Origin of the sequence: Acinetobacter sp. YH12235 (assembly GCF_013417705.1) — a bacterium.
Taxonomy (GTDB): domain Bacteria; phylum Pseudomonadota; class Gammaproteobacteria; order Pseudomonadales; family Moraxellaceae; genus Acinetobacter.
The window spans coordinates 1-21,522 of record NZ_VPDL01000007.1 but is presented as its reverse complement, the minus strand read 5'-3'; the positions used below and the strand labels follow the sequence as shown (position 1 = coordinate 21,522).

Annotated in this window: 26 protein-coding genes and 1 pseudogene; 26 read left to right on the top strand and 1 reads right to left on the bottom strand. The window is 42.8% G+C overall.

All coding sequences use genetic code 11. The annotated features are described in order from the left end of the window. Positions 1 to 29: 29 nt before the first annotated feature. The 11 genes from FTV13_RS05190 to FTV13_RS05140 all read left to right on the top strand — a co-directional run bounded on the left by FTV13_RS05190 (position 30) and on the right by FTV13_RS05140 (position 6,132). Entirely contained in the window at positions 30 to 1,001 is a 972-nt protein-coding gene (locus tag FTV13_RS05190; RefSeq protein ID WP_180011249.1) for a hypothetical protein, read from the top strand. Between the two features lie 3 nt (positions 1,002 to 1,004). Further along, positions 1,005 to 1,376 carry a hypothetical protein gene (locus FTV13_RS05185; protein WP_180011247.1) on the top strand — a complete coding sequence of 124 codons (372 nt, stop codon included), beginning with the start codon at positions 1,005 to 1,007 and terminating at the stop codon, positions 1,374 to 1,376. Positions 1,377 to 1,381: 5 nt separating this feature from the next. Then, complete coding sequence (locus tag FTV13_RS05180; RefSeq protein ID WP_180011245.1) at positions 1,382 to 2,461, top strand: major capsid protein; 1,080 nt, start codon at positions 1,382 to 1,384, stop codon at positions 2,459 to 2,461. 10 nt (positions 2,462 to 2,471) lie between these two features. Further along, complete coding sequence (locus FTV13_RS05175; protein ID WP_180011243.1) at positions 2,472 to 2,831, top strand: hypothetical protein; 360 nt, start codon at positions 2,472 to 2,474, stop codon at positions 2,829 to 2,831. Between the two features lie 7 nt (positions 2,832 to 2,838). After that, positions 2,839 to 3,279 (top strand): gp436 family protein, encoded by a 441-nt coding sequence (locus tag FTV13_RS05170; protein ID WP_180011242.1) that lies wholly within the window; start codon positions 2,839 to 2,841, stop codon positions 3,277 to 3,279. A gap of 7 nt (positions 3,280 to 3,286) precedes the next feature. Continuing rightward, on the top strand, positions 3,287 to 3,784 hold the full coding sequence (locus FTV13_RS05165; protein WP_180011240.1) for a phage virion morphogenesis protein: 498 nt from the start codon (positions 3,287 to 3,289) through the stop codon (positions 3,782 to 3,784). Then, the gene (locus FTV13_RS05160; protein WP_180011238.1) at positions 3,759 to 4,181 is read left to right on the top strand and encodes a hypothetical protein; all 423 of its coding nucleotides are present in this window, start codon (positions 3,759 to 3,761) and stop codon (positions 4,179 to 4,181) included. Before FTV13_RS05165 ends, FTV13_RS05160 begins: the two co-directional genes overlap by 26 nt. A gap of 9 nt (positions 4,182 to 4,190) precedes the next feature. After that, complete coding sequence (locus FTV13_RS05155) at positions 4,191 to 4,361, top strand: hypothetical protein (RefSeq protein WP_162835337.1); 171 nt, start codon at positions 4,191 to 4,193, stop codon at positions 4,359 to 4,361. Continuing rightward, positions 4,361 to 5,113, top strand: a complete 753-nt coding sequence (locus tag FTV13_RS05150; protein WP_180011236.1) for a hypothetical protein — start codon at positions 4,361 to 4,363, stop codon at positions 5,111 to 5,113. Before FTV13_RS05155 ends, FTV13_RS05150 begins: the two co-directional genes overlap by 1 nt. Before the next feature lie 109 nt (positions 5,114 to 5,222). Continuing rightward, positions 5,223 to 5,399 carry a hypothetical protein gene (locus FTV13_RS05145; protein WP_180011234.1) on the top strand — a complete coding sequence of 59 codons (177 nt, stop codon included), beginning with the start codon at positions 5,223 to 5,225 and terminating at the stop codon, positions 5,397 to 5,399. 394 nt (positions 5,400 to 5,793) lie between these two features. Further along, a complete protein-coding gene (locus FTV13_RS05140) occupies positions 5,794 to 6,132 on the top strand; it encodes a hypothetical protein (protein WP_180011232.1) in 339 nt (112 codons plus the stop codon). A gap of 30 nt (positions 6,133 to 6,162) precedes the next feature. Here FTV13_RS05140 and FTV13_RS05135 read toward each other — a convergent pair whose 3' ends face one another. Further along, positions 6,163 to 6,333 (bottom strand): hypothetical protein, encoded by a 171-nt coding sequence (locus tag FTV13_RS05135; RefSeq protein ID WP_005262212.1) that lies wholly within the window; start codon positions 6,331 to 6,333, stop codon positions 6,163 to 6,165. A gap of 499 nt (positions 6,334 to 6,832) precedes the next feature. On the opposite strand from FTV13_RS05135, the gene FTV13_RS05130 reads away from it, so the two are divergent. The 15 genes and pseudogenes from FTV13_RS05130 (at position 6,833) to FTV13_RS05065 (ending at position 21,360) form a co-directional block, all read left to right on the top strand. After that, positions 6,833 to 7,393: a hypothetical protein gene (locus FTV13_RS05130; RefSeq protein ID WP_180011230.1), complete on the top strand. Its 561-nt coding sequence runs from the start codon at positions 6,833 to 6,835 to the stop codon at positions 7,391 to 7,393. 52 nt (positions 7,394 to 7,445) lie between these two features. After that, positions 7,446 to 7,727, top strand: a complete 282-nt coding sequence (locus FTV13_RS05125) for a hypothetical protein (protein WP_180011228.1) — start codon at positions 7,446 to 7,448, stop codon at positions 7,725 to 7,727. Positions 7,728 to 7,739: 12 nt separating this feature from the next. Beyond that, positions 7,740 to 8,363 (top strand): hypothetical protein, encoded by a 624-nt coding sequence (locus tag FTV13_RS05120; protein ID WP_180011226.1) that lies wholly within the window; start codon positions 7,740 to 7,742, stop codon positions 8,361 to 8,363. 85 nt (positions 8,364 to 8,448) lie between these two features. Further along, on the top strand, positions 8,449 to 9,012 hold the full coding sequence (locus FTV13_RS15735) for a hypothetical protein (protein ID WP_257218487.1): 564 nt from the start codon (positions 8,449 to 8,451) through the stop codon (positions 9,010 to 9,012). A 15-nt stretch (positions 9,013 to 9,027) separates the two neighbouring features. Then, positions 9,028 to 11,529 (top strand): annotated as a pseudogene (locus tag FTV13_RS05115) (tape measure protein); the annotation flags it as partial. Beyond that, positions 11,526 to 11,945 (top strand): hypothetical protein, encoded by a 420-nt coding sequence (locus FTV13_RS05110; RefSeq protein ID WP_180011224.1) that lies wholly within the window; start codon positions 11,526 to 11,528, stop codon positions 11,943 to 11,945. The pseudogene FTV13_RS05115 and the gene FTV13_RS05110, both read left to right, overlap by 4 nt. Beyond that, on the top strand, positions 11,935 to 13,905 hold the full coding sequence (locus tag FTV13_RS05105; protein ID WP_180011222.1) for a hypothetical protein: 1,971 nt from the start codon (positions 11,935 to 11,937) through the stop codon (positions 13,903 to 13,905). Before FTV13_RS05110 ends, FTV13_RS05105 begins: the two co-directional genes overlap by 11 nt. Before the next feature lie 14 nt (positions 13,906 to 13,919). Next, complete coding sequence (locus FTV13_RS05100; protein WP_180011220.1) at positions 13,920 to 15,533, top strand: hypothetical protein; 1,614 nt, start codon at positions 13,920 to 13,922, stop codon at positions 15,531 to 15,533. Positions 15,534 to 15,585: 52 nt separating this feature from the next. Further along, entirely contained in the window at positions 15,586 to 16,851 is a 1,266-nt protein-coding gene (locus FTV13_RS05095; RefSeq protein WP_180011218.1) for a hypothetical protein, read from the top strand. Beyond that, positions 16,848 to 17,144, top strand: a complete 297-nt coding sequence (locus FTV13_RS05090) for a hypothetical protein (protein WP_180011216.1) — start codon at positions 16,848 to 16,850, stop codon at positions 17,142 to 17,144. The genes FTV13_RS05095 and FTV13_RS05090 overlap by 4 nt, the downstream gene beginning before the upstream one ends. After that, complete coding sequence (locus FTV13_RS05085) at positions 17,141 to 17,527, top strand: hypothetical protein (RefSeq protein WP_180011214.1); 387 nt, start codon at positions 17,141 to 17,143, stop codon at positions 17,525 to 17,527. Before FTV13_RS05090 ends, FTV13_RS05085 begins: the two co-directional genes overlap by 4 nt. Positions 17,528 to 17,534: 7 nt before the next feature. Then, a complete protein-coding gene (locus tag FTV13_RS05080) occupies positions 17,535 to 18,482 on the top strand; it encodes a LamG-like jellyroll fold domain-containing protein (RefSeq protein WP_180011213.1) in 948 nt (315 codons plus the stop codon). An 8-nt stretch (positions 18,483 to 18,490) separates the two neighbouring features. Continuing rightward, the gene (locus FTV13_RS05075) at positions 18,491 to 20,491 is read left to right on the top strand and encodes a hypothetical protein (RefSeq protein WP_257218486.1); all 2,001 of its coding nucleotides are present in this window, start codon (positions 18,491 to 18,493) and stop codon (positions 20,489 to 20,491) included. Then, the gene (locus tag FTV13_RS05070) at positions 20,484 to 20,717 is read left to right on the top strand and encodes a hypothetical protein (protein ID WP_180011301.1); all 234 of its coding nucleotides are present in this window, start codon (positions 20,484 to 20,486) and stop codon (positions 20,715 to 20,717) included. Before FTV13_RS05075 ends, FTV13_RS05070 begins: the two co-directional genes overlap by 8 nt. 61 nt (positions 20,718 to 20,778) lie before the next feature. Further along, the gene (locus FTV13_RS05065; protein ID WP_180011211.1) at positions 20,779 to 21,360 is read left to right on the top strand and encodes a hypothetical protein; all 582 of its coding nucleotides are present in this window, start codon (positions 20,779 to 20,781) and stop codon (positions 21,358 to 21,360) included. Positions 21,361 to 21,522 lie beyond the last annotated feature (162 nt).

Sequence of the window (21,522 nt, the reverse complement as noted above, 5' to 3'; positions counted from 1 at the left end):
CAGGGCGGTTTTTTTATGGAGCATGAAAAATGCCAAAAGAAGAGGAACATAAGCCGAATCAGTATTGCTTCCAAGTTGGAAACTTAAATGTCGATCAAGCTGAAGAAGGCAAGAAGAAGCGGACTTTCTCCGGTGTTGCATACAGTGGTGAAGTTATTACCGATCATTGGTATTGGGATCGAATCATCTTTGATCTTGATTCTATGCAAATTAAAGGTCGAATTCCTGCGTTACTGGATCACTCAACCCGGCAACGTGCTGGAGCCATCAATAGCCACAGCATTGATCACCAGAACGGCCTAACAGTTTCAGGCGATCTAATGAGTAATGAATTTGGTACTCAGGTTGCTCAGGACTCTGACGATGGCTTTCCGTGGCAGATGTCAGTGCGAATTGAACCCTCTGCGGTCGAAGAAATTCAAGCAGGTGCATCAGTCACTGTAAATGGAAAAGTGCATCAAGGGCCTATCACGGTTTTCCGTGGTGGTCGTATTCGTGAGGTGTCTTTCTGTGCTTTGGGTGCGGATGACAATACAAACGCAGTGGCGGCAAGTCACTCTCCAAAACAATTTAATCAACCAGAGGACACAAACGTGACCGAATTAGAAAAGGCTCAGGCCAAAATTACCGAATTGGAAGGTCAGGTGAATACTCTGACTGAACAAAACAAACAATTCGCAGCAGCAAAACGTGAAGCTGAAATCACTGCATTAGGTAAAGACCTGGGCAAAGAATTCAGCGCTGAAGATATTGAAGAAATGAAAAAGCTTGATGATGGTGCATTTGCATTCTCAGCTAAGCAACTTCGCCAATTTTCTGCAGGTAGCCAGCAGCCACCAGCTACACCACAAACACAACAAACACCAAGTGTGAATCCGGCATTTGCTCACTTGTTCACTCATCAAGCCAATCCGGGGCAGGGTGGCCAGTCGAATAATACCGACACTCACAAATTCACTTCTGGTGCACAAGCATTCGCAGAACAAAACAAGGGGAAATAATTCATGAGCCAGGTTATTCCAAACATTACGGTTCAGTCTAAAAAGCTGGTCCTAGACAATGAAAAGTTACGACGTGCCAATGCCAAAGTAACTACCGCTACAGCCTATAAAAAAGGCGACTTACTTACACTTTCAGATGCAAATGTACTCACACACGCTACTGATGAAAAAACATGGGATGTGATTTGTGGCCAAGACGTTACGGCTGCAGAAGCCACAATCAAGGCCGCTGATGGAATCGAAATTCCGGTCTACTACGGCGGGGTTTTCAGTATTGAAGCTGTATCGCTTAATGGGACTTTGCTTGCTGCTGAAGAATATGATGCAGCGCGTGCACAGGCAACTAAAAACAAAATCGAACTTTCTAAGGTGTAAACAACATGCCACAGTCTTTTAATCTTGAGGGCACTCCGCTCGAACTTCTTGATGTGGGTGAACTCGCACTGATTCACTCGAATTACCGTCCGATGGATACCTGGCTTTTAGACAGGCTTTTCCCAAATCGCCCGTTATTCACCCGTGATGATGTACCTTTGGCTGAAGTATCAGCTGAACATGATCTGGCACCACTGGTATCACCGCAACAGCCTGGTAAGCCATTTGATACTACTCAATCTGGTGAAGTACGCCACGTTAAACCGGCTTACTACAAGCCAAAGAACCAAGTCACTCCGGCAGAAACTTTTGAAATTGCCTTGCTTGAGCGCTTACGTACTGCAGGTATCATCTCAACTGGTAACCAGCGACTATCTGAGCAAGAGCAAATGATCATTGCTCAAATCTCAGTGATGAAGCGCAACCATGATGCGATTGATAACTCAGTCATGATGATGGCTATCGATTTACTGAAAAATGGTAAATACACGCTTCACTCAGATGATTATGAGCTCAACCTGGTGGATTACCGTCGTGATGCGTCTTTGACATATACGCCGTTGGTCAAATGGAATGAAGCGGGTGCCAAGCCAGTAACGGATATTCGCACCATGCTTGAACGTCAATTGGCTGCTGATGGTGGTGAAGCTAAGCTGTCTGTTATGTCTGGCTTGGTTTGGGCGGCTCTCTGGAATAATGAAGAATTCAAAAAAGAATTCATCACGCCATATGCGGGTATTTCTGTTCCAGTGAATCCAAGCTTTGGTGTAAAAGAATCAGCAACCTTCAAAGGAACCTTTGATGGAATCGAATTCTGGGTATATGACGCAACTTACCGTAACAAGGGTCAGGTGAAGCGCTTTATTCCTAAGGATTACTTCTCATTGATCTCCGATACCAATGGTTCAGTTGCTCACTGTAAGATCAAAAATATGTTGGCCAACGGCGTTGCTCAGCAGTACTTTGACCGTCAATGGTACTGTGAAGATCCAAGCGGCATCATGCTGATGACCGAATCTGCTCCACTGGTTGTGCCGTCTAATAAGAACGGTGTCGTTGGTGGTACTGGCTTTATCACTCTATAAGGAGCAAGACATGCCGAAGTACACAGCAAAACAATCCATCGGGCATTTTATGCCAGGTGATGAAATCAAAGGGCTTGAAGCTAAACAACTTCAGGCCCTTTTAGCATCTGGGGCTATTGAAGAATATCAAGAGCCGGAAGAACCTAAGGCGGATGGTTCCGCTGCACGTTTAGCTGAACTTGAAAAAGCCAATGCTGAACTAACCGCAGCAAATAAAACCTTAACTGAAGCCAATCAGGCAGCAGTTGCGGACAAGGCCAAGGCTGATCAAGAAGTTGCTGAGCTAAAGGCAAAAGTGGCTGAACTTGAAAAGGTGAAACCTGCCGCAAAACCTAAAGCCGGTGAAAAACCTGCTGACGATGCCAAGTAGGTGATTTATGTATGCAACACGAGAGGATTTGGTGGCTCGGTTTGGTATACATGAGATGGAAAATTTAGAAGCAATGCAATCAACTAATGACGCGGTTGAAAATGCATTACAGGATGCTGCAGAGGAAATCGATAGTTATGTCGCGGTTAGATATGAGCTACCGTTACCAAGTATACCAAGCACATTAAAACGAGTAGCGTGCAACATTGCACGCTATCGTCTTTACTTTCAGCGACCCACGGAAGAAATTGAGAATCGCTATAAAGCAGAGATTGATTTTCTAAAGCGGGTAGCTGACGGTAAAGCTATTCTAAATATCCTTAATACTGAAAACCAAGTGACTGATGAAAAGCCAGTAAATAAACCATCAACAGCACCCATCGGCACAAGTTACACCGGTGGTGTATTTGGTGATGCCATTTTAGACATGATGCCCAGTATGAAGTGAGGTGCTTATGGCTTTTGCGATAACCATTCAAGCTGATAGTTCACCGATTGAAGCAATACTTAATCAATTAGGTAACTTTGAATCATTAAAGAACCAGCTGTTTGATGAGATTGGTGCTGGACTTGTGGATAGTGTGCAGCATCGTTTCTTAACAGGTACTGATGTAGATGGGAACCCGTGGAAGATTTCATGGCGTGCACGTATGCAGGGTGGTGAAACGCTTCGAGATACTGGCCGCCTGATGAATTCCTACACACACAATGTTCTTTCAAATGGTGTGGAGGTGGGTACAGATGTTGCGTATGCACCCCATCTGCATTACGGCGCAACAATCCTACCCAAGAATGGCCAATACATTACATTCGCAGTTGGTGGCCAGTATCGAAAGGTTAAGCAATCCATTATTCCACCTCGGACTCAGCTTGGTATTGATGCTGAAGATGAAGTCATGGTTTTAGACATTGTCGGGAGTTTTATCGATGAGCACCTTCTTCGCGGTACGTGATGAGATCGCAAACAAGCTGAAGGAAATTCCAGAACTTCTAAAGATCTATACGCCGTTGAATTCAGTTATGGTCACCGAGATGTCACAAGTCACGCCATCTGCGCATGTCAATTTTGTCCGTATTGACAAGAAAGCCAGTGCAGGTCGTGGAAGTATCAATCAGATCGGTCAGCAATGGGCGGTCACGGTGGCATGTCGTAATGCTCAATCTCAGATGACTGATGGCCGAGCGGTGAGTGATGAAGCTGGGTTGTTAACCGAGAAGGTCATTCAATTACTTTCCGGCTGGCAGCCTCAGGCATCACGAACGTCACTAGAAATGATCTCGGTTCGAGATGGCTACAGTCCAGGCTTTGCATACATCACGATTATTTTTGAATCGCAAAAATTCATTTAGGAGCCAGTCATGGCAAAACAATACAAAGCATTGCAGCCTGTAGGCCGCTTTCAAAAAGGCGATGTGGTCGGTGGGCTGAGTGATGCACAAATCAAAAAATTACTGGCAGATGGTGTCATTCAGGAACTACCTGAACCTAAAGCTGCTCCAGCCAAAAAAACTACAGGGGATGAAAAGTAATGGCTAAAGAATATATTTCGCTGCAAGGTAAGTTTTACCTGTCAGAACTTGTGAATGGTGTTGCTAGTGCAATGCGCCATTTGGGCAACGTGCCAGACTTTGAGTTAGAAATTGGTGCTGATGTTGTTGAGCATAAAGAATCAACCTCTGGTCAGCGTACTACTGACTTCACCATGATCAACGCAACGTCAGTGAATTTCACGGGAACGCTGGAAGAAACTGATCCAGAAAACCTTCAATACATCCTGTCTGGTATGAATCACGCCGTAGCGACCACTACAGCGACAGATGTATCACTGGGTACTGTGGTGGCCGGTAAAGAAATCAAACTGGATGGTTATAACCTGAAAACGGTTTCATTCAAGGATTCAACCACTGGCACAGCTAAGACTGTTGATCCAGAGAATTACACACTGGATGCTGTATTTGGTACTGTGGTTTTCCATGATGTATCAGATCTGACCATGCCGATCTTAGCCACCTACACCACTGGTGCAGTGACTAATACCACTCTGGCATCCGACTTTGAAAAAGAGTATGAGCTTTTCTTCAAGGGCATCAATACCGCAAATGGTAAACACATGGCTGTACGTTTATGGCGTACCAAGAAGTCGCCAGAAACCACTTTCCCACTGATTCATGAAGAACTTGGTCAGTATGAAATCTCTGGTCAGGCTTTATCTGATGTAACGAAGCAAGCAGATCCGGCATTAGGCTTATATGGCCATGTTGTGACGATTCCGGCAGCGTAATAACCTCATGCAGGCACAAAGAACTCCACGGCGCTATGCGTCTTTTTTTGTGCCTGTACTTTTTATCAATGTTATAATTTAGGCAGAATTATAAGCATTGGTGAGAAGAATGAATAAACTAAATTTCGACAACATTGACCAGATACCCGTTGTACACGTAAGTGTGAAAAGTGCAGGTGACGAGACACTTATAAAATATGAATCAAATGATGAAAAGCTTCTTGAAGAAGTTGTAAGTAGTATTGATAAGAAAGTTTTTATTGTTGATGACCTTCTGCGCCACTGATAAAAGTACAAGTAGATAACCACTCTCCGGAATGGTTTTTTAATACCTCATGTTTTGTAATATTTTGTTAGTTTAATTAGCGCTCAATAGGGCTATAAAAGATATTCAGTTCACGTTGAGAATAAAACTGCTATGACTAAAATAGAAATATTTGTCTCCATCCTAGCCGTAATAATTATTTCTACTTTTATTTATCTTGTATGTCAGTAAGTTAGTAAGCTAAGAACCGCCTTTAGGGCGGTTTTTTGATAAGTGGAAGTTCCACTTGGCTATATAGGGTCAATTTTAAAAAGACTTAAAATAGTAAAACATAACTTTACAAATCCACTCTCCCTAGGCTTTAGATAAGATTGAAAATTAATGTAAAGTGCTGCCCTTAATACATGGGGATATTATGAAAAATTTAAGCTTATTCTTTTTTATTGTGATTTTAGCTGGGTGTGGACACAAGGGATCTAACGGTCAGCATCTTGATTTAGAAACAAGCAAAAAGGAACAGCTTGAATTTGCAAAAGAAGCTACAAAAAAATTCATTCCCAACCCTGATTCGGCAAAGTTCCGCAATCAAATAGGAGAGTGTGGAGAGGTAAGCTATAAAGAAGCAGATAGTGATTATGTTCCCTTCCAGCGTTTTATTGTGCTTTCAAAGGATATAGTACTTGTAGAAAATCAGACGGATCAAAAGCAATTTGAGTTGTCATGGAAGAATGGTTGTACGCCAAGCTGGAAGTAATTAAAAAGCCCTTTAATTAAGGGCTTTCTTTTATTCACCAGATGATTCAGATTTTTGATCTTTTTCATTTCCATACTCTAAAGCAACCTGTTGTGCTTCAGCTGCGGCAGTGGCTTCTATTGGAATCGAGTCAGCTGCGATAGCCACGGTACCAGTAAATCCCATTAAAGCTAAGATTAGAATTTTCGAATACTTTTTCAATTGAATTTCCTCTACGTTTCTAAGACTTAATTTCAGTGTAGAGAATGATTTAAATCACGGATGTATCAGCTATGTCGGGATATGTAAGATACTCAGGTCTAAAGTTATAGGTTTCTAGGTTTGCGTAAGAATGCTTTTCGGTTGAAACTTTTTGTTGAGTTGCTTAACGAAATGTTTGAATGCTTCAGTAGGTAGTTACACTCTAAAGAAACTTCCCTAACTTCTAAATCTTTGTAACATCCAATAATTTTTTTGTAATCTTTATGTTATTAATTGTATGCTTTGCTTATCATATGAATGATGAAAAGTGGAGCTCCGAAAATGCTGACCAAAGCCGAAATCGTTGTTGTCGTTCTAATGATAGTAGCCTTAATTCTCATCGTTTATGAGATGGGGCAAGGTCGTAATTGGGCTTTATAGAATTCAGCCTTTATTAAAGTTAAAAGAAAAGCACCTCCGGGTGCTTTTTTAATGCCTAAAATTATCTCGAGACCCCATCATGAATGATTTTTTCTTAGCAACAAATCGCAGCATCCGGATTAATGATATCGAAGTCCGCCAGATCCAGATAAAAGACTTTGACACCTGGGCAATGCATGCTGAAGTATTGAAGAATTTCATCAAAGACCAAAATCATTCAGATGAAACTTTGACGGCGCTATTTAAAGCTCACGGCGTGCAAGTCATTTCGACTATTGGCTGTGTAACTGATCTGGATAATGAATCACTGGTAGAACTTGCCGCTGATGAACAGGTATTTAAGGACCTACTTAAAGCTGTGCTTCTGATTAACCAGGCTTATTTCAAATACGAAAAGCCAAAACGCGGCATTAAAAAGAAAGATGACTCTACTTGGTTTGATTCATTCCAGTTTCTGGTATCAATGGGCCATCAGCATAGTGAAATCATGGAAATGACCTACGGTGCATTCCAGGGCTATGTTAAGGCAGCAAATAAGCTGTATAAGCAGGGAGTCTTCAATAACGCTGTTGCAGCACGTGTTGCTCAATCCGACAAAAAAGGCTTTGAGTCGTTCAAGAAAGAAATGGTTTCTGATTGATCAAGTAGCACCCTAAAGTTATGATAGGAAAATAATAATTTAGGGGTGAAATGTGAAATATTTATTATTAGCTTTGTGTTTAGTGTCGGGGTTTGCTTTTGCTGAGAGAACAACTACCAGTATTCGTACTCCATCTGGTGACCTGGTAAAAATTGGTGATAGTCATCAATCTCTAAAAGACAAATTAGAAGTTAGGGGCCCAAAACACTATGTGCTTGATGATGGCAAGCTATATTGTGCAGCTACTGAGTATGTAAAAGAAGTGGATTTGCAGGAATACACCATCATTTTATGTCGCGACAGAATTGTAAAAATCTTATGGCGTAATATTTAAGAGGGATGCCCAATGAAATACTTAATCATTGGCCTTTTAGTTTTGGCATCCGGTATGTTTTATTTTATGCATCAAAGTAATAAAGCATCGGCTGAAAGATTAAAGCAGGCGGAGATTGCTCACCAGCAAAAATTAGAGCGGGAAAAGATTGATGCCATTAACGCTGAAAAGGCTGCTGAAACAAGAAGGATAGAGGCTGAAAAAGCTAAACTCTTAAAGGCTGAGGAAATTAAACTTATTTCTGAAAAAAGCGATAATGAGTTCAAACAACAACAGCAAGCTAAACAAAAAGAAATCCAGAATAAGAAAGACATGCTGGAAAAGTACATGAAAATTACTAACAACTGGACACGTGCAGATCTAATCGCTGGGTCTACAGCTAGAATATCACTTGGTAATCAAGTAACGGAATTAAGAAAGATAAGAGAAGAGCTTGTAGAAGAAGAGTTTTATTCATGCCTTGATCCAGCTAAAAAGGATCTTTTGGAGGCTATGGACTCAGCAATTTTTAATTATGTTTATTTTATGCAAAATGAGATAAGACTATGGGAAAAGCAGGCTAAGGAAAAGATTAATTACTATAATAAATTAGCATCTTCTCTTGAAACATATACTGCATGTAAACAGGCCATATAAGAAAAAGCACCCTAGGGTGCTTTTTTAATCCCCAACTCACACCCGCTTCGGCGGGTTTTTTATCGCCTAAAATTTAGAGGTCAGCATGTCTGGTAAAAACTTAACTTTTAAGCTGGTGATGGATGCTGACACAAAAGCATTTGTTTCTAATATGCATCAGTCAGAAAAAGCAGCAAAAGAAGCATTTGCAGCACTTAAAGAAGGCTCAGCCAGTGTTGTAGGTGATACCAGCAGTGCGACAAAAGAGGTAGACCAGCTTGGCAACCAATCCCAAGAAACCGCCCAACAAATAAAGCAGCTTGATAAAGAATTAGAGGCAACATCACAAGAATTACAGCAAACAGAGCAAGCATCTAAAGGTGTCTCGGGAGAGTTACAGGGCTTAAAAACCGGCTTTAATGCTCTAACCGGGGCTTTAGCTGCTCTTGGTATTGGCACCACGGCAATGGAAATTGCACAGACTGCCGATGAGTATAAAAACCTATCTGGTCGTCTATCAATAGCAATTGGAGAGCATGGCAATCTACAAAAAGCCATGAATGATGTTAAAAATGTTGCCATTAATACCAACTCCAATTTAACCGCAACTGGTGATCTATATTCTCGACTAACCAAGATCGGCCAAGAGATGAAATGGCCTCAAGAGTAGGCGTTAGCATTAACTGAAACAATTAACAAAGCCATTCAGGTGGGCGGTGGATCTGCCACATCCAATGAAGCAGCTATTACCCAGCTTAACCAAGCACTAGGTTCAGGTGTACTTCGTGGTGATGAATTCAATTCAATCATGGAGCAGTCGCCACGATTAGCTCAAGCACTGGCTGATGGGCTTGATGTAACTACCGGTAAATTGCGCGAAATGGCTGGTGAGGGGAAGCTTACAACTGATGTGGTAACGAACGCTTTGTTGAGCCAAAGTGAAGCAATTAGTGCTGAATTCGCTAAATTCCCCACAACAATCGGTGCATCAATTGAAAACTTAAAAACAGCTTGGACTATCTACATTGGTGAGGCTGATGCAGCAACTGGAGCAAGTGCAAAAGTTGCTGAGGCTATTAAATTTGTAGCCGAGAACCTAGATACGATTGTTTCTACATTGATGTTGGTTGGACAGGCATTTGTTGCTTACAAAGCTTTAAACATCGGCCTGATGTTCTTGGATAAAGCGAATAGCGTTAAGGCTGCATCATTAGCCATTACTCAAGAAACAACTTCGGTTGTAGCCAATACACAAGCACAAATAGCTAACGCTAACGCAACTAGAGCCACAGCAGTGGCTAAAGGGCAGTTAGCAACATCAACAGCCACAGCGACCGCTTCTGCCGGTACAAGCTTGATGGGCTTGGTAGGTCGTCTAGGCACATTGGGTATTGCCATTACCTCTCTTGGTGTGATGGGTGCGGCAACAGTTGGTATGCTTACCCCGCTTGGCGAGTGGATGGGGGAAGCAGCTGCTAAAGCCATGGGTTATGGTGAGGCTATTGAGAAACTTGAGAAGCAACAGCTTCTTGAGACAGCACAAGCCAAAGTTGCAGCTGAAATTAAGGCAGAGCAGGCAGCTGCCGCAGAGAAAGCGCGTGATAAGACCTATCAACTCACAGAAGAGTCAAAAAAACTAATCACTGAATTTGATGAGTTAATCAAAAAGGGGGAGCCAACTAAAGAGGCATTGGAAAAAATTTCCAATGCTATGAAGTTTGACTCAACTAAAGGTATTAATGACTCTATTACAGCCCTGATCGCATTGAAGGATCAGGGTAAAATTACAGCTGATGAGTTGCAGGTAAGTTTAGGAAAAGCACTGGATGGCAAAGACCTGCTTGTGTTTGAAACCAATGCACGTGCAGCCTTTGCTGGAACTTCAAAAGAAGCGGAAAAGAATGCTCAAATTACTGAAGCTGTAATGAAGGCAGCCTTGGAGCGAACAGGCTTAAGCACAGAGCAGCTACAAGGTAAATTTTCACTTGCTTTTCAGGCCGCGTCTAATGATGTGCAAATCATCCTGAATAACCTTGATTTATATAAGCAAAAGGGTATCGATACTGGTTTAGCTTTAGCATCCAATCTTAATAAGGCTATTGATACAGCCCAGACCCGTGCTGAACTTGATTATGCAAAAAGCTCATTAATTGCACTTGAAAAACAAGGTTTGATCACCGGCGATCAAGTGGCTCTTGGCTTAAGCAAAATTGAACAGAAAGCTAGTCAATTGCCAGCTGCATTAAATCCAGTGCTGGCTGCCTTCGCTGCTCTAGGGCTTAAAACTAAAGACCAACTTAATGATGCTGCCATTAGTGCTCAGCGAAACTTTGATGTTGTAAGTAAAAGCGGACAAGCCACTGCTGATGCTATCAAGCAGGCTTATACACAAATGTTGAATGCTGCGCTTGCTACGGGTGACAAGGCTCAGATTGCATTAGTGCAAGCAAGAGCAGCAAGTCATGGCTTGCAAGTAGAAATTAGCGAAAATGGCAAGGCCACAGTCAAAGCAATGGACGACTGGGAAAAGGCCAATCACCGTGTTAAAGACTCTGCACGTGGTATTGGTGATGGTTACCGCCATGCAGGGCAAATTGCACGTGAAGAAGCCAAATCTTCTACCGAAGCCTGGGCAGATGCAGTTTCTAAAGCCAAGAGTGATTTCAATAAGGAAATGAAGCGTCAAGGCGAAGCATTGAGTAAAGGAATCTACGAATATGATTCTTACACCAAGTCTGATGTGATTTCACAGCTGAAAAGCAAAGGCTATGACGATAAAGAGGCTGAAAAATTGGCTTCTACCATCTGGTCCAAGGCTATGGCCGCTGATCGTGATGCTAAAGCTGAAGGTCTTGGAAAGGAAAGCAGCGTGGCAATGAAAGCATTGATCAATGCTGAATTTGATCGAGCTGCAGCCAATGGAATAACCACTCAGCACGGAACCAACAAGATCAATGAATTGCTTCGCAGTATCAATGTGGCTTCAACTGGTTCCAGTAGTTTGAGTGACTATGCGCCGTCAATTCCTTCTGTGTCATCAAATGCTGCTACACAAAGCATTAAGGAAAGTGTGAATTACAACATTCAATTCGGAGGTCAAACCCTATCCCTTACAGGTGATGCAAGCCAAAAGGATGTAATGACCAATCTGGTAAATCAATTAAAAGGTATAGCGAAATCAACATGAAACTTATTCGCTTAGCAACATCAGAGACCGTCCCATTAGAGGACGGTTTTTTATGGTCTGATGAATTCTCATGGAAGGCCATTGAGCAGAATCAAGCCTATACGATGGATGGTTCTCTGATCATTCAGGAAGGCAAAAAGAAGTCTGGTCGACCAATCACCTTGCAACCGGCAAATCCGGAAATGGGCTGGATCAAATTGCGTGAATTACGGACTGTTCGAGAATGGTCCATGTTGCAGAACGAAGTTTTCAGACTGCAGTTTGAGCAGCCGCATGACAATCGAGAATTCATAGTCAAATTTAACCACCAGGATGGAGCTTTAGAGGCTGCACCGGTGAAAGGGATTCCAGCGGTATCACTGGATGATTATTACAACGTGACATTACGCTTTACGGAGTTAAACGATGGCGATTGAAACTAAGGATTTAGTAATTTACAAGTCTGAACGCTTGACTGACAACTCAGATGGCGGTGGTAAATACTCTGGCGTAGTAGTTCAGGATGGTATCAGTAACAACCTGTTCAATGATGTGTCTGAGATGGATCGAACCATGGGCGATGTATCCATGCTCAAGATCTTTCCTGCTGTCACCACTGAAGACACTGATCTATTAATGGGTGCCACTGTTTTTGTATCTGAGCTACCAGAAGATCCAAACGTATCGGCATTGCTTTTCAGTACCAAAAACTGGACGGATGAACGCCAGTCTGCCCAGAACCGGGTGGAAAACTATCTAGCCAAAGGCGGGCAGATTGCTGGCACACCACTCGATACCCATTGGCAGGGCATGTCATCACTGCAAGTAGCCATGTTTCCGCAAGAAACTGAGTCATCAGTAGGTGACACGATTGTTCTGATTAGTGATGAAGGTAAGGCCTTAGAGCGTGAGCAGTATGTGCGTATTACCAAGGTTGAAACCCGTACTGCAATCATGGTCATCGATGGTAAAAATGTTGAATACAAGGTTGCCACGTATTCCTTGAATGATGCTCTTGAAGTTGATTTTGTGGGCCTTTCAGCACGCCAGTGGTACAACGGTGAGAAATCAAAAACCATTATCCGCGATACTATTGTGGCGGATACCGGCCTGTACTATTCATCTACAGCGCTGGCATCTGATGCCAATGTGGGTGAATTTACGGTCAATGCGAAAAGTATCTTTGCCCAGCTGATTCCATCAGCCCAGACAGAAACTCCAATTATTGATGTGAATGCTGCAGGTGAAAGTGTGGTGCTGGTTGCAGGTAACGAAGGCACCATTACAGCCAGTTATCCAAACATGGTAATTGGTGTCAGTCAGAATCTGTATATCGGCTCAGCTGTGATTCCTTCCAGTGTTTCTTTCACGGTGCAAGGTCAGCAGATTACTGATCAGGGTGGTTTACTCAAGAATACGCAAGGCACACAAGTTGGCACGATTGATTATCAACGTGGTTTGATTCAGTGGACTGCGGCAGCACCGGCTGGAACCTCAAGTTTAAATATTACGTTCAAGCCAGCCGCTGCACCGAATCAGTATTATCAAAGTCATGCAATACCAGTAACTCAAAATAATCAAAGTACCAACTGGACCGGAGTTTTAATTCCAATTCCTGCACCTGGTGCACTTTCGATTTCATACATGTCGCAGGGCAAGTTCTACGAACTTAAAGATGATGGATCGGGTCAGTTAAAAGCTGCCAGTCCGTCTTTTGGTTCGGGCATGATCAATTATGAGACCGGTTCGTGGTTATTGACCACTGGCGCACTGCCGGATGTAGATACGCCGATCCTGCTGAACTGGGGTACACCAATTGTCACCTTCGTACGCTCAAATTTGAGTGTGGAAAAAGCTGCGTTTGATTTTGAATTGCTGCCTGGTGTTTTACCTGGTGTGACAATCAGCTGGGTTCTTGAAGGTGTTTCAAAAACAGCCACTTCAAATGCACAAGGAAAGTTCACGGGTGATGCTGCAGGTGAAATTAACTATTCATCCGGCAAGGGTAAAATTATCCCGCACAAGCTACCGCAAAAGGGCACTAGTTTTCAGATCGTGTTTAATTATGGTGAATCACTAAGCCAGACAAAAATGGATGTTGCGCCAACTGGGAATCAAAAATTGACATTCACCATTGGCACAGGAGCTTCAATTCAGCCAAATAGTGTTGAACTTGAAATCCCAGTCAAAAACATGAGCGGGTCAATCACTGGGTTAGTTAAGGTGACAGATATTCCAGTAAATGCTTCATCTGGAAATTTGGTAAATGAACGCGGGGTTGTTCATGGAGTGATTAACTATGCAACGGGAGTTGTTGAAGTCACCCCTATTGGTACCGGTTATAAGTTTGTCCAGCAATTCCAACCAATGTTATCAGCTACCTATACCGGATCCTAATTAAGGGGGGCATTATGTCTTTTTATTCACCACAACCAAGCAGAATTGAAAGCACAACAGAGGAATTGAGGGCTTATTCACCTGTCGATGTGATCGTTAAGTATCGCGATACATCCGGATCTAATTCATCTACTGCAACCATTACAGCAGATAAGTTAAAAATAGATCTTTCCTCTGGCTTTGATGAGCAGATCTTGACAGGCTCAGCGCGCTTCAAGTTGGGTACCGACACCTTTGTGGATCGTACCGGTTTACTTTACCGTAATGTGAACCCATCTAATAATAGCGGCATTCAATCAGGCGCTATTCAGTATGGTACCGGTATTGTTGAAATCGATTCCTGGACACCGAATACAGATAACACGATTACCCTGGAATCCTTAACTACCACAACCGACTTGTTGCCAGTCAATAAGATCAGCTTTAGAACCCCAATCATGCCGATCCGGCCACAATCGTTAACCGTGGTGGTAGGGACGATTGAATTTGGACAGCTGACACTGACCGCTGACGAAAATGGCGTGATTGAGACCAGTCGGGCGCATGGCCAGGTCAATTGGGAAAATGGTTTTGTTTCGATTTACTTTTACACCAAAACCAAAATCACTGAAACCAACCGGGCTGAGATTGAGGCGAATGACTGGTATGACCCGTTGCTGGAATACCAAGAGGGGGCTGATACTTATATCAATGTTCCGGTCTGGGTCGATGCTTCATCAGTACGTTATAACGCCGTAGCCTACACCTATATTCCGCTAGATTCCGAGATTCTAGGTCTGTCCGCAACACGATTACCGATTGATGGCCGGGTGCCGATCTTTCGTGTTGGTGGTATTGGTATTATCAGTTCAAGCAAAGCGCAAGAGCTGCCAAGTGCGATTGCAGGTACTACATACGATCTGAATGATCAGCGTATTTCATGGGCGGAACTTGAAGATACCAATGGAACGAAAGTAGCCTTCGATTTGTACACGGTTGATTATGATTATGGCCGTGTGACATTGGGTGGTGACTTCGCACTGGGCAATCTGGTTGCACCACTGACAGTGAAATACCGCTATCAGGATATGGGTCTGATTCGTGACGTACAGATCAATGGTCAACTGACATTCACTAAACCTTTAACGCATAACTATGATGCGGTGGATACTATTGTTGGTTCTGCCTTAGTCATTGGTGATATGCAGGCGCGTTACACGCGAAAATTTGTGCAAGGCTCCTGGAGCAATGCTTGGGCAGATGAGCCAAGCTCGAGCATTTTGGCGAACTACAATGATTCGCTCTATCCACTTCAGGTCACCAATAAAGGTGCGATTCAAGAGCGTTGGGCATTGATCTTTACTGATGCACAATCGTTTCGATGCATTGGAGAATACTCTGGCCAGATTGGTACTGGCACCATCAATGCAGATTATGCTCCGATTAACCCAGTGACCGGTGTGCCTTATTTCACGATTAAGAAAGAGGGATGGGGTGCAGGTTGGGCAAACGGTAACGTCTTGCGCTTCAATACAGTGGCAGCAAACTTCCCGGTCTGGGTGATTCGTACAGTGAAGCAATCTGAGCCTACCGTCATGTCGGATCAATTCCAGATCATGCTGCGTGGTGATATTGACCGCGTTATTTAAAAGTTAAATCAAATATGGCCGCTTATGCGGTCTTTTTTATGAGTGAATAAAAATGGCGACAGATGTAGATGTTCAATACTTTAGCCACTTAAATGGCTTAACCCTTGGCAATAACTGGGGTGACTTAATTCGCTTGCTTGATAAAGCATTGGTGACAGGCATTGATTTTACTCAAATCACATCGGCTTCAATTGATGCTCAAGGTGATGTGCATATCACACTATACGCAGCGCATAATGCCATGTTACTTCAAGTGGTTGAGTTATTAGATTTTGCGCCAAGCTCACTTAATCAGAAATACAGAATCAAGGGTGTACCAAGCGCAACCGAGCTGATTCTAAAACCAAAAACCGCAATTACTGAAACTAGCATCACAACAGTTGGCGCAGGAAAACTAGCGCCACTAGGTTATGAAATTATTTTTCGTGATACAAACGATGTTAAGCGTGTTTATCGTGCAAAAAATCCAACGGCACAGCATCCGTATATTCGTATAGATGAAAGTTTGACAAGTCCAGATGGTACAACAGGTGTATATACACCAACTTATGCAAAATATGCCATGGTCGGTTTGCTTGAGCACATGGAACATATCGATGATTACGAAAATCCTGATGTGCAGCAATTACCATTTGACCCTGCTAACCCTGCAAAAAATTGGAAAATTACGGGTACAGGTACAGGTGTTGTAAGAGGGTGGAGTCGCTGGTATTGGGGTCATTTAGCGGGAATTAATAGCAATTCATCAGATATTTATTCTGGAAATGGCGGTGGTTTTACTCTTGTTGGGGATAAAGATGCTTTTTACGTGCAGCTGAATCGCAATAACGGTAATACCGAAAAAAACATAATAGGTTGTGGAATTTACAACCCAAGCCTACAAGTAGAACTGCCTTGGTTTTTAATGAGCACGCTAACGAGTAATACTGCTGGCACAGGTTATGCTTTATATAATATTGTTGGAGCGTTGCCATTAGTATACAGTGATAACGCTTCGCGGTTTTTTACCCCAAGGGTTGATCTTCTTGGTGCGTCTTTACAAGCACACACTCTTGCTAAACCCATTACACCGGACACATCCTACAGGATGCAGGCTATATACGGTGCTACTCAAATAGCACCCCTTGAGTTTCCGTTTTCTGACACAGAAGGGTATTTGCGTGGTGTATTAAAACATATACATTATGCGGGTGGCAGTCTCAGACCCTCCCAGACCACACCCCACCTAAGTGATTCAAGTATGTATGTCTGTGATAGTTTATTTATAGCATCAGGCAATAATAGTGCAACTCTGTATTATTTAGGGGAACTTGAATGAAACCATGCTCTCGGAAACCAAGGGAAATCGCGACTTTTTTTCAAAGCATTCCAGTCGGCCCAATAGTTGCAAAAATCCAAGGCTCAACCAAAAAACTTGGTCAGCAATATCGAGATGCAACTGTAGTGCTCTATAGCAAAGCTAATCTACTACCAATTGCAGTGCGCAAGCCTGATCAAAATGGTAATTATCGTTTTTTAGGGCTAAATACAGACCTAAATACTTTCATTGTTGCTTTTGATAAAAAACAGCAATTCAACGCCGTCATCCAAGATAACGTGGTGCCAAAATGAGTAAAACTTCAGTCAATGCTCGGCTTGCTATGATTCAAGCCTTTGCAAATTTTATGGATAACGGTAGCCAAAGTGCTACCGTTATTTTTTATGAGGGTGTGCAACCTGCCAGTCCTGCAATTGCAGCAGACCCAGCCAAAGCTCTAGTAACACTGACATTTCCAGAGCCTTGTATTAAAGAGGTCACATCTGCTTACGTGGAACTTTATCCAACCAACACAGCAACCGTGATTAAAACAGGCACAGCAGCATGGGCGCGTATTTATAGTGGGGCTGGTGAAGTCGCTGCCGACCTCACTGTGGGTACGGATATTGCGCTGGCGAATACCAATCTTGCGCTAGGCGGGTCATTGCAAATTAACTCATTTAAGATTAGATCATAGGTGAAACATGGCTAGTATTCGTTTAGAGTTTGCGCAGTTCGGACATTTTGATTCGTTTGATATTATTCGCTCGATGACCAGCATGGCTGGTGTTGCTGATATGGATTTACCGCCACCAATCGCTACAGGTATAAAAACCATGTACTATGCGGACACAGATATTGTCGAAGAAACCACGTATTACTACAAAGTTCGGGTGTGGCGCGGTGCAACATCGTTTGTTAGTAGTGAGGTGAAAATACTTGCAAATATTTATTGGGAGAAGTTCAGTTCTTTATTGCATTTTAATGGTGCGAATAACTCAACTGTCTTTACTGATGAAAAAGGGACACTATGGAGTCGAGTCGGAAGCCCATACATCTCAGCAGCTCAAAGTAAATTTGGTGGTGCGAGTGGTCGCTTCTCAAAAAACAATTACATTCAATCAACAGACATTAGTGCTTATACTTTTTCTGCAATAGAAGATTTTACTGTTGAGGCGTGGGTATACATACCCACAGGAGCGACCGTGATCGGTGGCGGTATTCCGATTATTTGCGTCGGGGCGCAAGATGTATCGTCGAGTGGTGGTGGTTGGAATTTACTCTTAATTGATGAAGCTAACGCATCGATCCGGCTTGAGCGCGATAATACAAACGGTACCACACAGGAGGTCAGATTTAATATCGGCTCAGCAATACCAAGAGACACGTGGATGCATATTGAATGTGGGCGGAAAAATGGGGTTACCCACGGATTTTATCAGGGCGAGTTGATTGGAACATCGGCGGTGCACAACAACATTCCATTCAACTCGCCCAACATTCGTCGAGTTTCTATTGGTAGTGGTGATGGTGTGAATCAGTCTAACATCTACTGTTTAGATGGGTTTATTGATGAGCTGGCTGTTACTAAAGGTGTTTGCAATCACACCAAGAGCTTCACACCAAAAACTACGCCCTTTACAAGTGGTTAAGGTGAAATATGGCAGACATATATGAGCACGATAAACCATACTTGCTAACAGCGAAATATCAAGAAGCACCGGAGCCTTCAAATCTGTCTGTTTCGTATGATTTGCATGCAATATACGATGCATCCTCAAGTGGTGGTCAGTCCAATAACGCTATCATTGATATAATTATTAATACCGCAATTACTTTCGAGGTTATTGCGGTATTTAGCGAAAATACCGATGCTATTAGTCAGATCGATACGGTTTTAGGCACCAGTTTTAGCTTTGAGATTGTTGCTGAATTCGCTGAAAACCTGTGCACCATTGATACGGTTTTAGATACCGCATTTCAATTTCAAATTGAGGCTGTATTCGACATTAATCACATCGTCGGGGTGTCTTATGCGTTTGATGCCAGTTATCAAAAGGCAATCGCTGCTTTAAGTGTCACGGAAATACCGTGGGCAAAACCAATTCTAAGAGTCTCAAATGAGGCTCTTTTTTATGACCAAGGTTTGGTAATTTCTAATCAAGTGGATATTTGGCATGAGCAAGCAGGGTCGTTAAATCGCGCGATCAGGTCGCTACATGAGCAAGCAACCGGTTTAGGCTCTGATGCTTATGTGATTTGGGAAGAAGGTGATAAGCGCTTTATTCATCAGCACTATCTGCATGAAGAAACGATCAAACTGCGCCATAACCGGGAAACGGTCTGGCAGGAAATGATCCGCCGGCGCAAGACTTTTACCTATTCCCATGAAGTCGCCCCAGTCTTTGAGCATCGTTTTTCATTTGAATGGGATAAAAGCCTTGAGATTGTTACCAAGTCGGATTTGCCTTGGGATCAAGCTAAAGCGATTCATTACCGAAAGCATCCGGCGTTACCTTGGCCAAAGCCCGAATTACCCAAATATGAAGGCAGCACAGATCTAAATTTTATCTGCTTATGTCATGACGTTGATTCACACAATATTATTTTAAATTTTGGTGCAGATGACTGTATTCCAGCACTGCCGAACAGAAACTGGTGGTATATCGTGAATACATTAATAGCCGAGCGACTAGACACCGGCGAGAAGATTCAAGTGATTGATGGCAGCTACAGTACCAGCCGGTCTCAATGGTGCTGGACCTATTCCATCACAGTTGCTCATACGGAAAAAGAAAAGCTGCAGCCAATAGATGGTCAGCCGGTGATCCTGAAAGTCACGATCAATGGTTTTGAACATCATATTCTGCTGGAAGATCCAGAAGAAACCCGACGTTTTGCCAGTGTTCTTTACACTTACCCAGGGCGAAGCGTTACAGCGCTGAACTCAGATAAATATGGACCAACACGCTCATTTATCCAGGACAATGAACGAACTTCTGTACAGCTGGTACAGGCTGAACTAGATCGAGCGAATAACGATACCAACTTGGATTGGAAGCTGATTGATGAATGGGGCTGGATCGTACCGGTTGAAAGCCTGAGTTATGCAGAACTTGCGCCAATTGATGCAATAAAGCAGGTGGTTGATGCAGGTGGTGGCTTTATCTATAGTCAAAAAGCAGGGAATACACTGACGATTTTACCCCGGTATCAGAAAGGATATTGGGACGCGATGACCGTGGATGACTACGATATTTTATTGTCTGAAAGCTTGGTGATGCAGCAGAACATCAAGCAGAACGATGAATACATTGCTGACTTTAACGCCATCACCGTAGTGAATAGTCGTAGTGGTGAGAGCCTGAAAGTACAGCAAAGAGGAACTTCTGGAGACGTGCCACTAGAAACAGTCACGGGGCCGTTATTTAATGTGGTATCGGGTGCGAGTTACGGTAAGAACGAATTGGTGAAAGCCAATATTCAGGAATTACATACTTTCTCAGATATTCCGGTCAGTCAGGAAATTGGTGAGATGCTACCTGGTAAAACCATTGCTTTTAATGGCCAGTGGTGGGGTGTAATTGATTCAGTTTCAGGCAGCTTTTCACATGAAAAGGTCAATGAAACTATTACCGTGGAGCGTATCAGCCGTGAGTAATCCATTATTTGAATTGCGAAAACTCTTGAATCCGACCCATGCAGAATATATTGGCACCATTACATCAGTGAAACATCCAGAGTATCGGGTACAGATTGACGGTGGATCTGGTCCGGTACTATGTACGTCCGGTACAGCCTACAATTTAGGTACTAGAGTATTCATTTCAAACCAGGTGATCCTAAGACCAGCACCTACTGGACAGCATTCAGAAATAGAAGTCTAAACTCAACCAAATAACAGCACCTTTTTTAGGTGCTTTTTTATTATCAAAATCAGGGGGCGCAATGTCCAACGACTATTTGTCTGATCCACCTGCAGCCACATCTGGACAATTACTTGCGATATCAGAAAGTATCAGCCAACTGCGCCAAGAGATGCGTCAGGAAATGCGAAAACTCGAAGATGTGCCGCAAAAAATTGACCGTATGAGCATGCAGTTCGATCAACTTCAAGAGAAACAACAAAACCTTGATAGCAATGTGCAAAAGATCCAGAAAAATCTTGAAGATGATTTAGATAGAACAAAATCAAGCCTTCGAGATGAGATGAAGCAAATCCGAGTGGATGCTGAAGTCAAACATAAGGAAGTTGATATGCAGATCCGGGTGCTGCATGAAAGTAAAACTAAGATTGATAGCGTTACTAATCTGGTTCGCTGGGGCGGCATTGCCATCATCGGTGTATTTGCAGCTGCCTGGAATAATCAAACTGCTAAAACTGACACCGTGAATGCGCAAGCAATGGCGAATAGTCAAAAAATACAAGTCCTTGAAAAACAATCTGATCAACTTTTAAGAACAGTTGAAGAAATCCGCAACAAACTTTATGAAAGAAACTATGTGAGAGGAAATGATGAAATTAATTAATGAAAGTGTATGGAAATTTGATTCAGTAAAATACGGGAGGGCGTTCAAAATTCTGTGTCAGTAAATTTGACTAGATTTTAATTATATCATCTAATCGACCTTCAAAGTAAATGGATAATTGAGTAATCGTTTGTCCCCATTCCTGAATAGGCATTGTCCATT

Coding starts and splice junctions, on each gene's coding strand:
- FTV13_RS05145 (WP_180011234.1), top strand. CDS start 5,223: ATGAATAAACTAAATTTCGACAACATTGACCAGATACCCGTTGTACAC.
- FTV13_RS05100 (WP_180011220.1), top strand. CDS start 13,920: ATGTCTTTTTATTCACCACAACCAAGCAGAATTGAAAGCACAACAGAG.
- FTV13_RS05155 (WP_162835337.1), top strand. CDS start 4,191: ATGGCAAAACAATACAAAGCATTGCAGCCTGTAGGCCGCTTTCAAAAA.
- FTV13_RS15735 (WP_257218487.1), top strand. CDS start 8,449: ATGTCTGGTAAAAACTTAACTTTTAAGCTGGTGATGGATGCTGACACA.
- FTV13_RS05110 (WP_180011224.1), top strand. CDS start 11,526: ATGAAACTTATTCGCTTAGCAACATCAGAGACCGTCCCATTAGAGGAC.
- FTV13_RS05120 (WP_180011226.1), top strand. CDS start 7,740: ATGAAATACTTAATCATTGGCCTTTTAGTTTTGGCATCCGGTATGTTT.
- FTV13_RS05185 (WP_180011247.1), top strand. CDS start 1,005: ATGAGCCAGGTTATTCCAAACATTACGGTTCAGTCTAAAAAGCTGGTC.
- FTV13_RS05095 (WP_180011218.1), top strand. CDS start 15,586: ATGGCGACAGATGTAGATGTTCAATACTTTAGCCACTTAAATGGCTTA.
- FTV13_RS05075 (WP_257218486.1), top strand. CDS start 18,491: ATGGCAGACATATATGAGCACGATAAACCATACTTGCTAACAGCGAAA.
- FTV13_RS05065 (WP_180011211.1), top strand. CDS start 20,779: ATGTCCAACGACTATTTGTCTGATCCACCTGCAGCCACATCTGGACAA.
- FTV13_RS05170 (WP_180011242.1), top strand. CDS start 2,839: ATGTATGCAACACGAGAGGATTTGGTGGCTCGGTTTGGTATACATGAG.
- FTV13_RS05190 (WP_180011249.1), top strand. CDS start 30: ATGCCAAAAGAAGAGGAACATAAGCCGAATCAGTATTGCTTCCAAGTT.
- FTV13_RS05080 (WP_180011213.1), top strand. CDS start 17,535: ATGGCTAGTATTCGTTTAGAGTTTGCGCAGTTCGGACATTTTGATTCG.
- FTV13_RS05175 (WP_180011243.1), top strand. CDS start 2,472: ATGCCGAAGTACACAGCAAAACAATCCATCGGGCATTTTATGCCAGGT.
- FTV13_RS05165 (WP_180011240.1), top strand. CDS start 3,287: ATGGCTTTTGCGATAACCATTCAAGCTGATAGTTCACCGATTGAAGCA.
- FTV13_RS05090 (WP_180011216.1), top strand. CDS start 16,848: ATGAAACCATGCTCTCGGAAACCAAGGGAAATCGCGACTTTTTTTCAA.
- FTV13_RS05150 (WP_180011236.1), top strand. CDS start 4,361: ATGGCTAAAGAATATATTTCGCTGCAAGGTAAGTTTTACCTGTCAGAA.
- FTV13_RS05140 (WP_180011232.1), top strand. CDS start 5,794: ATGAAAAATTTAAGCTTATTCTTTTTTATTGTGATTTTAGCTGGGTGT.
- FTV13_RS05105 (WP_180011222.1), top strand. CDS start 11,935: ATGGCGATTGAAACTAAGGATTTAGTAATTTACAAGTCTGAACGCTTG.
- FTV13_RS05180 (WP_180011245.1), top strand. CDS start 1,382: ATGCCACAGTCTTTTAATCTTGAGGGCACTCCGCTCGAACTTCTTGAT.
- FTV13_RS05160 (WP_180011238.1), top strand. CDS start 3,759: ATGAGCACCTTCTTCGCGGTACGTGATGAGATCGCAAACAAGCTGAAG.
- FTV13_RS05085 (WP_180011214.1), top strand. CDS start 17,141: ATGAGTAAAACTTCAGTCAATGCTCGGCTTGCTATGATTCAAGCCTTT.
- FTV13_RS05130 (WP_180011230.1), top strand. CDS start 6,833: ATGAATGATTTTTTCTTAGCAACAAATCGCAGCATCCGGATTAATGAT.